Consider the following 12929-nt stretch of genomic DNA (forward strand, 5'->3'; position numbering starts at 1 on the left):
AATATTAAGAAAAAACATTCAATTTCTTTATATTCTATCACGAATATAAAGAAAGGATGGCATTTTTTACTTTTGGGGATAGTTAACACTTTTAAGTTGATGGGCATGGGGCAGCGTCAGCAAGTACAGAAAATGGATCTAATACACCAAGTTCTGTAAAACAATTAGCAAGATGCTATGACAAAGAAAACGGTAAGTATGTAAGAGAAGTGAGAAATCCCCAAAGAATTTTTGCTACTACTTTTACTGAACAAGCTTGTGGCGGGACAGTGTATTGGTATTTAAAAGAAATCAATGAAGATGGTGGGGGATATGTCGCTAAGTATGAGGGTTGGATTCAATAGTATGTTTATTTTAAAAGAAAGACACTCTTTTAGGTGTCTTTTTTTAATACTTTCCATAAAGAAAAGACACCCTAAGGTGCCTTCCTCCGACTTGAACCACATTAATTTTAATAATATGTATTGGACTCCCATCCAAATGGTGTTTTACCGTACTTATCCATATTTTCGATCCAGTAAAAATGAACAACATAGTATCTTATTACTGCTTGTTCATAGCTTTTATCTGTTCTTCATAAACAAACTTGGCTGTCATGAAATCATTAGGAAAGTCTCTTAATGCATTTTTCATAATATTTAATTCTTCCTGTGATTTTATTTCAACTCCATATAAGAAATCGTAAGCTTTAGTTTGTTCACCGGCAACAAAGTTTTGAGTCATGTAATCATCTTTGAAGTCCTGCTTTGCTTTTACTTTCATTTTATTTATAGCTTCAGTTTTATTGATATCCTTAACTGGATTTACAAATGATCCTGTAGGTTGTTGTTGCTTAGGTTCTTCTTTCTTTTCCGGTTGAGAAGCAGGTTGTTGAGGTGCGGGTTTTACTTCTTCTTTTTTAGGGTGTTCTTGTGGTACTTGTTGTTCTTTCTTAGCTAATTCTTCTTTTAATTTTTTCACTTCAGCATCTAGAGTTTTATTTTTGGTTTCCAGTAGTGATATATCACCTTTTAATTTATCAATCTCTTTAGATTTATCTTCCGTTTCCTGATAATTGGTTTCGGATTTTAATTGTGAAGTGGCCTGTTCATTACTTGCATAATGTTCAAGAGCGTATGCCATTCCTATTATGATCAGTAAGATAAAAGATGCAGCTGATACGCCAAATGTAATCAAAGGTCGTAGAAATGGTCGTTTCTCTTTTACCAATTGTTTTTTTCTAACCAAGGCAATAACAAGAAAAATAATTGAGGCAATAAGAGTAATTATACAGAACCATGATAGTGTTCCAGCGATAGCTTCACCAACTACATCAAAAGTCCTATAAGGTTCAGTTGTTGCTTCATACATCTTATGGCTGTTATGTAGACCTCTTATAAAAAGTAAAATTAATATACCTATACCACCAAAAATTAATTTTTTATTAGATATTTTCATTTGCAGTCCTCCCAAATATGTATTAATCTGCAAAATAAAAGCACTCTTTCGAGTGCCTAATTTCGACTTACTCCTAATTTTGATTCTACCTCAGTTAAGCTAGCTACAGCATTAATTAGTTTCTGATCAGAAAGCTTGACTGATTTTTGAGCTTCATTCATTCTGTCTTTCATTGGTGCTAAACCTTTTATTCCCTGATTTACAGCTCTTCCGGCATTACTTCTATAGTTAGTTGCTAGTCCAAACTCCACTCTGAATTTCTCAATCTTTTCTTTTAATACAGGATCAGTTAGCTTTGAGGAGCTTTTAAATTCTGTATTTTTCTTGGAAAGTGCATCATATCGATTTGCAACTGACTCCATTTTCTCTTTTAAAGCGTTCTTGTCAAGAGATTCAGGGTCCTTGCTTGCTTCTCCCCAAATAGGTCTCCAGTCCTGGTTCCAAATTTCATCATATTCCTTTATCATTTCATCAATAGTAGGCTTAACTTCATTTTCGTATGTAGCTTTATCTACATTTACAACTGGTTTTGGTTCTTCTTTTTTCTTAGCTTCATCTTGTTGTTTCTTCTGTTCTTCATTAGCTTTCTTTTCTTGCTCTTTCTTTTCTTTTTCTTTTTTCGCTTTCTCTTTTTCTTCAGCCTTCTGAACCTTCTCTTCAGCTTTAGAATCGTTAGAAGTACTTGCTGTTTCATTAGATGAACATGCAGCTAATCCCATGATTAAAGCACAACTTGTAAATGCGATTAATAGTTTGTTGTTCATAATATGTATCCCCCTAGGATCAAAAATGTAAGATTTCCTGGACTATCATAACAAACTGTCAATCTGTATATTGTCATATTATGTCGAATGGTAATGAAAAAAGATACCCTAAGGTGCCTTGCTCCGACTTTAACCACTTTAATTTTATTAATATGTATTGGACGCCAATCTAAAGATTATTTTTCACTTCACCATTTTTGTCTTTCACACTTCTTCATGTGAGTGGAAAATCTAGAGCTGTAGAAATGTGTGTGTCCTATCAAGGAAAGAACTCGATATAAGACTTTGTTATTTTTTCGTTTCATTAAGTATTGATAAACCTTGACGATATTCTTCCGCTTCAGGAACCTTAGTAAAATCAATTGTCAAATCTTTATAAGTTTCAAGTAATTTTTCAACTTCATCAATTTTCACTTTGAAGAATTCTTTTCTATGATTCACTCGATTTACTCGCTGTTTGTCAAAATACTTATGCAGTTCACTCTCTAATTTATATGCATTGTAACTAAAAATAAGTGCATGAACATCAAATTTAAATGGAACAGAGGCACTGCTTAGCTCAGCAATTCTTTCTAATGGATCAAGTCTTCGAGTAACGCCAATTTTTACAATGTCTTTACCAAACGCACCGATGTTAGAAATGATATAAACATAACCGGCGCTTGCGTTTGCGGTTCGATAATCGAGTTCTTCTTTATCTTTCTCAGCTTGAACAACCTTACCTTCAAGTTCTGAAATTTGGTTTGCAATTTCCATCTTTTCTTCGGCGGCTGCCCCTTTTAGTTTATCTTGAAGTTCAGAAATCATATTTTTGAAGTGAGTAATCTCTTTATCAATAATTTTTTTCTTGGATTGAATTTCCTTTTGTAATGCTTTTTCTTCGCGTTCACGCTCACGTTGTTCTCTTAGTGCATCTTTCTCCTCTTGTTTTTTTAGCTCGTATTCATAAGCTAAATGTAATTCGTCAAGTTTAAGATTTAGAAAATCGTAATCGATACTAACTCGTACAGTGCTATACAATTTGTTTAATTGTTCAAATGACTTACGAATGCGATTTTCAATTCTATCAAAATTTGAATAGGTAATTTTATTGATAGCGGCCTCACATTCGTTATTAAAAGAACGCAAAATAGATTTAATATTATCGTTCGTCATTTTAGTACCTTTGGCTTTGTTTCCATCAACAGTCCAATCTTTAAAGTAATTAACAGCAGTTTTTGTTTTTATTTTTATTTTCTGCTCGTTCCTAATTTCATCAAGCTTTGTTTTATAATGCAATGATGATGAAAAGGAATATCTAGGTTTGTAGAGTCCGAAGCTTTCCATGGAAAGCTCGTCTTCAATAGAGAGAGACTGTTCCAATAAACCAGCTATTTTTAATTCGAGGTTTTTTATTTCATGTTCTTTCGATGATACTTCCTCTTGTAGTGTTGCTAACGTTGATTTTTGTTCTTCAATATATTTCGAAAGCTCTAACGCGGTCATTTTGTCAACTTGATTGATATTTTGTTTTAGCACATTCAGTTCATCTTGCAATTTTTCTGCGTTTTGCCGATGCTCTTTCCCTTTGATATAATCCATTAATCCCATTTCGAAAAACTCCTTCATTAATAGTTATTAACATAATAATAACAAAATATAGGGATTAATAAAAAAAGAAAACTATTCATTCTAATTGGATTGTTATTTTGTTTACTCAAATTTAAACGTTGCAGTAAGATGCATTATTGGAATTAGAAAGGAGAAATATGGGTTTCGGATTTACTGGCTATGGGCACTAAATAAAAAAAATGGCCCTTACTATTACGTAAGAACCCCATAATCGAAGAAAAAAAGTCGTGTGTGAAACCATGTGGGAGTCACAATAATATTTTAACATCTAAATATATAGTCGTATATACATCAGATTGAACAAAATAGTTATTTAAACGAAGGAGCCCTAGATTTAGGGATCTAGGGCTTCTTGTGTCGGTATAACTCACACAATTTTATGAAAAGAAAAGAACTTACTGAAGATAACATATAAATGTTTCGTAAATGTATCAAAAAAGTGAACAAAATAGTTATTTTATGATGAATAAATAAAAGAACCCGTTTGTTATAAACGGATTCTTCCCACAAGGTTTGCAAGAAATTCAAGGTAACTAGACCGGAGCACTTATTGAATTTTTTGTAATAATACTGTATGCAAAGGAATCAATAAGGTTAATGAATTTTAAACAAAATCCTAATTGGAAAGAAAAAGAGATAGGATTCACAACCCCATCTCTTCCAACAGAGCTGAGTGCAATTTTGCTTCTTCACAATTTGGATTAGTACAGTAATGAATAAACGAATGTTCATCGTGTTGTATAAGAGGTTGATCACAAGATACACATGTATATGGTGAGAGCATTTCATATACCTCCTTACAAATTATGGGTTAATTTTAACGCAGTTTTATTTGGTTGAGGAGTAAGACAAAAACGTTAATTTAATAAAAAAAGAGCCCTGCGATAATGGCTGCAGGGCTTCATAGGTCGAGTTATGTCGTACTCACAAGGGATTTTAACATGAATGTTGTGGTAAGCATACTGGTAAATGTATCCAATTTATTTAGAGCTGTTATTTTAAACAAAAACGCTATTTTAATAAAAAAGAGCTTGCAAGGAAACAAGCTCTAACGTAATTGAGATGTCTATATATTACCATTCATTTCATTATAATTCTATCCGTTGTAGTTGAGAAATAAAGTATAAGCAATTTAATAAAAATTTCATTTTGTGGAAATAAAAAACCCTAGTTTCCTAGGGTAATGGTATAACAGCCAAATATATTTTATTCTTTTATATCGTAACTTAATATTACGTTAAAAACATCAGGTAAGTGTAACCAATTGCAGAAAATAAAAGAGCAGCTAGCAAAAGCTAACTGCTCGGTTCTCCAAGGGGGAACAAGGGGAAAGACTAGGGACTTCATTAAATGGGTTTGGGCTATCGCCTATCTATATTATTGACGGAATATTGAGTTTTATTCACGGGGAACGATGTTTAACTTAATGCATAGCCAACAATTAAAGTTAGTGTTAAAAACACTGATAATAACAATGTTAGCAGAACTGTTACTATGCTTCTAAGCATTGCTATCCAATTACCTGCTTTAGAGAATCCTTTATCAGAAAGAAGTAGTGAAAATACTAAAGGAATACCGCACGTTGAAAACTCGTTTTGAAAATGAAGTGGAGCTAAAACACGAAGGAATCAGTTTGTTTCCGGAGATTAGAGACACGAGACATATTAGCAATATCAAGTTCAAGCAGATCGGTAAGGCTTTACAATACGTTTTAGACTGAAACCATCAAGAAAAAGTACTTAAACGCAGATAAACCGAAAGACAGCTTTATTTACACTGAATTATCGATGAAGAAAGATCACTTCTATTATAAGAAGAAAAATGCGATTCGATTGATCGCTACATCTTTAGGGATGATTTAATAATACAAAAAAAGCCAAATTAACAGTTTGTAATTAACTATCCATTTGGCTTTTTATGTTTTATTTTTTAGGCATCCATGTATGTCCGCAATTCATGCAACCATTAACAATATTTTTTCTACCAACAAATCCACTGAATAAAGTTATCGGTGGTCCTAGAAGTATAATAAGAAGACCAACAATTGCAGAAAGTCCAACAACTCCATCCATAGAATTTCGAGGAACTATAACATATAAAAAATTTGAAACTATTCCAATAGTTATAAGTGTACCTAACAGAAGAAACAGAATAAAAAACGCCCTTTTGAAATTATAACCACGCTTATTACCGACTATTTGATCTGATTTGCATTTCCTACAAACCACGCGCCTTGTTACTTTTTCTTGTTGTACAGTCATGTCTAACCATCCTTACTTGTATAAAAATATAATATTTTAATTATATGATATTATTACCTGAACTGGATACAAATATTATTAAAAAAAGAAAAAATATAATAAATTGGAATGTTTATGTTTTTGAAAACTTCGACAAAATGCCGACAAAAATGGGGACTAAATAGGGAGAATTTTCATAATGAAATCAACGGTATTCTTAATATACAACCCCTTTGACAACCGCATATCGAAGAGGGTTAGTACACCTATAAGTGAAACGTTCTTATGCGAGAATGTCACGGTAACGTATACCGCATAGTAGGGCGGGTAAGGCGGTAAGAACCCTGGTGTAAATGCTTGGCGAATTGCAGTGCCTGTATTAAAAGATATGGGTGTAGAAAAAGTCTATTTAGCGTTTGATGCGGATTTAGTAGAGAATCAAAAAGTAAGAAAAGCTCTTATAGACTTTGCGACAGAGTTAAAGCGAGTGGGCTATAACGTAATCATAGCTGCATGGAACCCAACGCAAGGTAAGGGGCTAGATGATACAATGCAAGCGGGATTTAAACCTGTATTTCAGAGATTGTGAAAGTTATAAAGTAGGTTGATATTTTCATAAATAGGTAGATTGAAAGAGATAGAGTTTTTAATTCTATCTTTTTCTTATATCCAATTAACTAAAAGAAGGGTAGAAGAGAATATGAATACATCTATGAAAAAAAATCTAGTAAATTTACGAGTTGATTTTGCTTTCAAGCGCTTGTTTGGAGTAGAAGGAAACGAGGAGATACTCATTGGTTTTCTTAATGCGGTATTACAATCCTCTTTAGATGAGGAAATCATTTCTTTGCATTTGGATGATCCACATCTTCCAAGGGAACAAAAGGATGATAAATTGTCTATTTTAGATTTGCGAGCTACCCTTAATAGTGGTATAAAATTAAATATAGAGATACAGGTTCGCGACAAAAAATACATGATCGAGCGATCTTTGTTCTACTGGGCAGGCATGTATTATTCCCAAATGACTCAGGGGATGAAGTATACAGAATTAAGACCAACCATTTGTATTAACATAGTGGATTTCATTCTGTTTCCAGGAGAAGAAGACTTTCATAATGTCGTTGTGTTGTTATTATATAAGAAAAGAAGACATCGATTAAGATGTCTTCTTTTACTTGTACACTTGGTGTTAAGGAGGTATTGTATTACATAAAAACCATAAAAAATATAATAATCGTCGAGTAAGTCTATTATAGCATCAATAAATAAAGGTTTATTACATGCAATATTGCATATATATAGATTTATTTATATTTTGTCTATATAATTAAATTGTCTGTTTCTTGTTTTAATTCGTTTGTTTATTTTATTTTGAGCGCTCCAGCAATGGAGCCTTTTTTTATGCAATAAAACATTTTCTTAGCATTTCTTAGTTGATCTATATTAACTTTACCCTCTTAAATTATATCTATATTTTACCAAATAATTATATGGATAACCAGTTTTTTTCAATAATCTAGTGGATTGATAAATTTAATGTTATTTGTTAATCCTTATAGGAAAATTCATTATGCAATGAAGATTGAGAAATCAAGAATTTTAAAAAGCTTATAGTATCTTTGGGGAAAATATATTTATGATTCGTATATTAATATGTTATAATTTAATCTCTAAAACTACCCAAAAAGGACTGCCTAATGGTGGTCTTTTTTTATATTGGTGAGATTGTACTAGTATGATAGAAGAGGATTAACTGTATATTGTGAGGGTGATTGGTTATCCCTTCTTTCCATTTGGAAGGAAAGGGGGTGATATATCTATGGAGTTTTTGTTTGAGCTTCTAAAAGAATTTGTGAAAGCCATTGTACGTGAAGTTTCTGTGTATGTTTTTAGGAAACAAATTTGAGAAAAAGATAACAAAAACCCCACTGCTCTTCACCGTCCAAAGCAAAAGGGTGGGTTTCGTAAAAAATAAATGATATAACCACCACCCTGACGGTAGCAGTAAAAAGAAGAGATGTTAGCGCATCTCTTCTTTTATTATATACACAAGCTATTACTGTAATACTACTACAGTAATCATATCAAACGTACATAAAAAATCAATGAGCACGTAATAGATATAATGTACAAAAGAAAAGACACCTAAAGATGCCTTCTTACAATTTGAACCGTCATAATATGGTATTAGATACCAATTCAAGTATTATTTTACCTCGTTAAATAAAGTTGATTGTTGAGAAAAAAAGCACTCTTTCGAGTGCCTTTTTCCTATTCTACTTTTAATTTAATTTCTTTACCTGTCATGCCGCCACTAGCTTTTAAGAAAAGACCTTCAGCATCTTTTGGTATATCAAATACAATTTTACCTGTCTGTGTTAGACCGGGATTTAATTGTTTTAAGAAGAAGTCAGTTTTACCACCATTAGATAAGTCAAAAGAGGTTTGACCTTGTGTTGAATATGTGAATTCACGTCCTTTGTTATCTACTAATTTAAAACTATTAGCATCAACAGTAATAGCATCTTTTTGATTATTAGTAAGTGTAACTTCTAAAATTTTAAAGACACCTTGTGCTTGCTCTTTTGTATATTCATTACCCACAGAATCTACTGTTTCCATAGATCCTACAGCGATTTTTACATCAGAAGATACACCTTCTTTTGATACTGCTTTAGTGTCTGTTGAAGTTTTTTCTGTTGAGTCTCCACCACCAGCGACCATAGCAATTATTCCGATTACAAATAAAGCTATAATGCCTAGGCATCCAAATTTAAATATTTTTCCCACGTTTCTTCCTCCAATTATGTAAAATATAAGATTACCAAGCTAATAATAACAAACTATATATAAGGATATTGTCATATTATGTCGAAAGGAAATAAAAAAGATAGTTTAGAATTTTCAGGCTGAAATTTTGTCTTATGACCTATTTTTCTTCGCATCTTGGCAGTACTTCTTACTCATAAAAAAAGACACCCAAAGGTGCCTTCTTCCTACTTAAACCACTTTAATTTTTGGACTCTCATCCTTACCGAATGGAAAGTAGAGATGATTCAATTATGTACCGATCTGGAGCGTCTCCTATATAGTCAAAAGGATAACAAGTTGTTAATGTTAATGTCGGCTCACTTTTTTCTACAATAACTGTTCGATCTTCTGAATCTGTTATCCAATGCTTGTTAATTTTATATGTATATGTTTTATTTTCATATTCCACGATAAGTTGGTCATTTTCCTTTAATTGACCAAGCTCGGTAAAAACAGTATCTCTATGTCCACTTAAAACTGTATGACCATTTCCAGATGGTGTAGTAGTTAAGTCACTAACAAACATACCTACACCCTTTTTTAGTACTTTATCATCAGCTCCCCAATATACAGAGTATTTCTTTTGTATTTTAGGGATAATTAAATATGCTACTTTATCTCCTAACTGATGGTTTACCTTTGAAGCGGGAATTTGTGCAGGTTCTTCAGGTTGTAATGAAGTTTCATTTTCAGTTTCTGTCTTTATCTCTGTTTGATTGATGTTTTGCGTTTCATTTTCTTTAGAAGGTGTGGGGGTTTCATATTGTTTGGCCTCGTTAGTTGTTAACGACTCCGCTGATTGTCTAGCACTATACCATTCTAGAAAATAATAGGAAAAGATAGTAAGTCCAATAACAGTTAAACATAAGCCTATCCATTGTTTTTTATTCACTTTTATCACTCCATTTGAAAACGACAGGATTTCTCCTGCCGTTTTAAGGAACTATTTTATGCGTTTGTCTTTTTACGACGGAACATTAATACTGATCCAGCTAATGCTAATCCTAAGCTTGCTAACATCATTGTAACACCGTTTGATGCTGTATTAGGTAATTTTTCACCTTGTTTTTTCGTTTCTTTTTTCACAACTGTATTAGTATTTTTCTTTGTTTCTTTTACAGTTGTTTGAGGCTTAGTTTGTTCTTGTTTATTATTTGTTGTTTGGTTATTTTGTTTTGAATTCTCTTGCTTAGTGTTTTCTTGTTTAACAGGTTCTTGTTTAGTGTTTTCCTGTTTAGTATTTTCTTGTTTAGGTTGTTCTTGAGGTTTGTTTTCATCTTTTTTAGTAGTTTGTTTGCTAGCTAAAAATTGATCGTAGTCTCCTTTTTTCACTTCACAAGGTAAGCCGTCATTGTCACGATCTAAGTCATGAGGATCATTAGTTGCGCTGTATCCATTGCTGTGCCAAAATTCCATAACTTCTTGTTTGTTTTTAAAGTGACTGCAATTCTTGTCGTTTGGATTTTTTTCTGCAAATGCAGCAGAACTGTACCCCACTGTTAATAGTGTTACCGCTGTTGCTGAAGCTAATAATTTTTTCATAAATTTCTTCATCCCCCTAAATGGTATGTATTTACATTGAAATATTTTACATTTAAAAAATTAAAAATACAATAATAATTTGTAGATAAATGTAAGATTTCTAGATAATAATAGCAAATTGTTAATTCGTATATTGTCATATTATGTCGAGGGAAAATAAAAAAAGACAACCTAAGGTACCTTCCTCTGACGTGAACCAGCTTAATATTAATAATATATATTTGGACTACCATCCGAATATTTTTTTAACATGTAAAGTGAAAAAGTAGCATTAATTCTAGAATGATAACAATAGCTGAACGGAATGAAATAAGCCAGTCGGCCTTCTTCAAACGGGTCAAAAATGGTATGAATTCATTTGAAACAGCAAAGAAGGGAAAAGGGTACGCAGTGCATTTGGAATTAGCAGAAAGAACGGGATTAAGAACGTTACTTTTTACTCAAGGATTAAAAGAGGCATGAAGCTACTACGAAGTCATTCGTAGGTCGTAAGGAAGTGCAGTAAATTATCTAGGATACGATATGAGTGAATAAGACAGGTAATGGATTCAGAGAAATATAGTTAAGTCTACTAATGAATGCGACTTATTTGAAGAGAGTTGGGAGGAACTAGAACCGTTATTAAAAGGAGATGAAGATGCTACCTACTAGGAATAAAACTCCAAGCCAAATTATAGAATCAACTAAAACCAGGAACCGGTTTATCTGTGGTTTTCGAAATTCTTTTATTAAGCTCAAAAATGCACTCATTCCGAAACAAATATATAACAAAATTATTGTCCCTATAAATTTAAAAATATTAATATATTAATTATAATAATGAAAATATGTACATATAATTTTTTAAAAGTACTAATAAAAAAAATAGTTCTTACTCTTGCGTAAGAACCCCATAATTGAAGAAAAAAAGTCGTATGTGAAGCCATTTGGGAATCACAATAATATTTTAACACCTAAATATATAGTTGTCTATACATGATTGAGCGAAATAGTTATTTAAACGAAGGAGCCCTAGATTTAGGGATCTAGAGCTTCTTGTGTTGGTATAATCCACACGGTTTATGAAAAGAAAAGAACTTACTGAAGATAACACATGAATGTTTCATAAATGTATCAAAAATGTGAACAAAATAGCTATTTTATGTAGTTGAGTAGGTAAGATGAGGAAAACGTCCATAACGGTTGCTTTTTTCCTAGTTATATAGAAATTACACATTAAACGTATTTAATGAGTCATCTAGGTATAAAGATAATCGATAATCATACAATGATATGGAAGGGTCTTTTCTAACGTGTTAGTTACCTCAAAGTATATGTATCTTTTGGCGCCTGGGCGAGGGTGCTTTTTTTTTGCACATTCTGATAAGGACAAGCATATAATGTAATAGGACGAGTGCTTCGTGTCCTATTCAATGCTCAGAATAAACCCCAATTCACATTGAGAGTGCCAACAGCGAGGGTGCTCTCTTTATATTGAAAATAAAACATAAATATATATAATATGATTAATGGATTTATATTTTAATCTGAGGGGTACAAATTCGATGCGACGTAAAAAGGATTTGTTAAAACAATGGAAGGTGGATTTGCAGGCTGTTCAAGAAGAAAAGAGGATGAAGAAGAAGACTAAGAATAAGAAATATAGCATCCCTGGTAGTACAGCTGGATTCATGAATGGGAAGAATACTTATCGTAAAGAGAATGGGGTATGGAAACAAAGAAATAAATAATGTGAGGATAAATGATTTTGATTAAGTGTATAGCAATTATCGTAGGTGCTGCCGTGATCTGGGTGGCGTCTTGTTTGCTGTTAAGGAAAGATAAGGCGTGAGATAGACTTGCAAATTGAAATATTATTAGTTTGAAACATGGACTAATAAACAAACTATTTCTACCTTTTAATCATAGAATATGATGAATTCTATTTTAGAGGAGGGAATCATATCTATGGGATGGGATAATAATTTTGGACATTCTCGAGATTGTAATAGATTCTGGGATGATTTAGTATTTTGCGGTTGCGGCCGTAGACGAAGAAGAAACGATTTTAACGACTGTCATTGTAGACGTGACTGCGATTGTGATGAGTGTCGTCGTAGACGTAATCATGACCGCGATCGTGAGCATGATCATGGTGACCATCGAGATTGGTAAAGTCTTTTGAAAGAGTGCATATTTTAATAGCACTCTTTTTTATTATTTTTTTAATTACTACTTATTAACTAGAAGGATGCAGTTTCAATTTTATTTAACATTTTACAAAACAAACGAACACAAAGAACGAAAATAAATTTCAACTGTCTAAAAGTTGATGCTTTTAGATGATGTGGGGAAATGCTGTGAAAAATTATTAAAATCTTACCTTATATTTATCTAAGAGTTAGTCTGAAATAGAGTATATAAAACAATGTTGAACTACTCACCACTTAACGTCCTAACGGACTGTTTGAAGTGGGAGATTCCTGCGAACACCGATGTATCCACCAGTTATCTTAGCAGGCTCTACCCGCAGTCCCTACGG

The 12929-nt window shown here is 32.5% G+C and carries 11 protein-coding genes and 3 pseudogenes; 6 read left to right on the top strand and 8 right to left on the bottom strand.

The annotated features are described in order from the left end of the window. Positions 1-209: 209 nt before the first annotated feature. Positions 210-344: a hypothetical protein gene (locus tag ACS2CR_RS31245; protein WP_309567808.1), complete on the top strand. Its 135-nt coding sequence runs from the start codon at positions 210-212 to the stop codon at positions 342-344. Positions 345-543: 199 nt separating this feature from the next. On the opposite strand, the gene ACS2CR_RS31250 is transcribed toward ACS2CR_RS31245, so the two are convergent. The 4 genes from ACS2CR_RS31250 to ACS2CR_RS31265 all read right to left on the bottom strand — a co-directional run bounded on the left by ACS2CR_RS31250 (position 544) and on the right by ACS2CR_RS31265 (position 4596). Then, a complete protein-coding gene (locus tag ACS2CR_RS31250) occupies positions 544-1122 on the bottom strand; it encodes a hypothetical protein (protein ID WP_260857193.1) in 579 nt (192 codons plus the stop codon). Positions 1123-1493: 371 nt separating this feature from the next. Beyond that, complete coding sequence (locus ACS2CR_RS31255; protein ID WP_176545309.1) at positions 1494-2201, bottom strand: ribonuclease; 708 nt, start codon at positions 2199-2201, stop codon at positions 1494-1496. A gap of 288 nt (positions 2202-2489) precedes the next feature. Further along, positions 2490-3791, bottom strand: coding sequence for a DUF4041 domain-containing protein (locus ACS2CR_RS31260; protein WP_098640052.1), 1302 nt, complete (start codon positions 3789-3791; stop codon positions 2490-2492). Positions 3792-4455: 664 nt separating this feature from the next. After that, positions 4456-4596, bottom strand: coding sequence for a hypothetical protein (locus tag ACS2CR_RS31265; protein WP_000951033.1), 141 nt, complete (start codon positions 4594-4596; stop codon positions 4456-4458). A 750-nt stretch (positions 4597-5346) separates the two neighbouring features. On the opposite strand from ACS2CR_RS31265, the pseudogene ACS2CR_RS31270 reads away from it, so the two are divergent. After that, positions 5347-5674: pseudogene (locus ACS2CR_RS31270) on the top strand (ArpU family transcriptional regulator). A 60-nt stretch (positions 5675-5734) separates the two neighbouring features. Here the strand turns inward: ACS2CR_RS31270 and ACS2CR_RS31275 are convergent. Beyond that, positions 5735-6073 carry a hypothetical protein gene (locus ACS2CR_RS31275; protein ID WP_016083187.1) on the bottom strand — a complete coding sequence of 113 codons (339 nt, stop codon included), beginning with the start codon at positions 6071-6073 and terminating at the stop codon, positions 5735-5737. Positions 6074-6395: 322 nt separating this feature from the next. Between ACS2CR_RS31275 and ACS2CR_RS31280 the strand changes: the two are divergent. Together ACS2CR_RS31280 and ACS2CR_RS31285 are read left to right on the top strand one after the other, a co-directional pair. Next, positions 6396-6641, top strand: a pseudogene (locus tag ACS2CR_RS31280) (DUF3854 domain-containing protein); the annotation flags it as partial. Between the two features lie 111 nt (positions 6642-6752). Beyond that, positions 6753-7208, top strand: a pseudogene (locus tag ACS2CR_RS31285) (Rpn family recombination-promoting nuclease/putative transposase); the annotation flags it as partial. Between the two features lie 1118 nt (positions 7209-8326). Here the strand turns inward: ACS2CR_RS31285 and ACS2CR_RS31290 are convergent. From ACS2CR_RS31290 to ACS2CR_RS31300, 3 genes are all read right to left on the bottom strand, one after another. Next, positions 8327-8845 (bottom strand): DUF4352 domain-containing protein, encoded by a 519-nt coding sequence (locus ACS2CR_RS31290; RefSeq protein WP_086398051.1) that lies wholly within the window; start codon positions 8843-8845, stop codon positions 8327-8329. 241 nt (positions 8846-9086) lie between these two features. Next, positions 9087-9758, bottom strand: a complete 672-nt coding sequence (locus ACS2CR_RS31295; protein ID WP_098641285.1) for a class D sortase — start codon at positions 9756-9758, stop codon at positions 9087-9089. A 56-nt stretch (positions 9759-9814) separates the two neighbouring features. Continuing rightward, a complete protein-coding gene (locus ACS2CR_RS31300) occupies positions 9815-10408 on the bottom strand; it encodes an excalibur calcium-binding domain-containing protein (protein WP_098641286.1) in 594 nt (197 codons plus the stop codon). A 1544-nt stretch (positions 10409-11952) separates the two neighbouring features. Between ACS2CR_RS31300 and ACS2CR_RS31305 the strand changes: the two genes are divergently transcribed. Then, a complete protein-coding gene (locus tag ACS2CR_RS31305; protein ID WP_098641287.1) occupies positions 11953-12138 on the top strand; it encodes a hypothetical protein in 186 nt (61 codons plus the stop codon). Between the two features lie 217 nt (positions 12139-12355). Next, positions 12356-12562: a hypothetical protein gene (locus ACS2CR_RS31310; protein WP_002164663.1), complete on the top strand. Its 207-nt coding sequence runs from the start codon at positions 12356-12358 to the stop codon at positions 12560-12562. Positions 12563-12929: the final 367 nt, after the last annotated feature.

The sequence above is a fragment of the Bacillus cereus group sp. BceL291 genome (assembly GCF_051776705.1).
In the GTDB taxonomy this organism is placed as follows: Bacteria; Bacillota; Bacilli; order Bacillales; family Bacillaceae_G; genus Bacillus_A; species Bacillus_A cereus.

What these genes read in the sequence shown, in the direction of transcription:
- ACS2CR_RS31250 (WP_260857193.1), bottom strand. Translation starts at nt 1,122, where the DNA reads ATGGCATACGCTCTTGAACATTATGCAAGTAATGAACAGGCCACTTCA.
- ACS2CR_RS31260 (WP_098640052.1), bottom strand. Translation starts at nt 3,791, where the DNA reads ATGGGATTAATGGATTATATCAAAGGGAAAGAGCATCGGCAAAACGCA.
- ACS2CR_RS31310 (WP_002164663.1), top strand. Translation starts at nt 12,356, where the DNA reads ATGGGATGGGATAATAATTTTGGACATTCTCGAGATTGTAATAGATTC.
- ACS2CR_RS31255 (WP_176545309.1), bottom strand. Translation starts at nt 2,201, where the DNA reads ATGAACAACAAACTATTAATCGCATTTACAAGTTGTGCTTTAATCATG.
- ACS2CR_RS31305 (WP_098641287.1), top strand. Translation starts at nt 11,953, where the DNA reads ATGCGACGTAAAAAGGATTTGTTAAAACAATGGAAGGTGGATTTGCAG.
- ACS2CR_RS31265 (WP_000951033.1), bottom strand. Translation starts at nt 4,596, where the DNA reads ATGCTCTCACCATATACATGTGTATCTTGTGATCAACCTCTTATACAA.
- ACS2CR_RS31275 (WP_016083187.1), bottom strand. Translation starts at nt 6,073, where the DNA reads ATGACTGTACAACAAGAAAAAGTAACAAGGCGCGTGGTTTGTAGGAAA.
- ACS2CR_RS31300 (WP_098641286.1), bottom strand. Translation starts at nt 10,408, where the DNA reads ATGAAAAAATTATTAGCTTCAGCAACAGCGGTAACACTATTAACAGTG.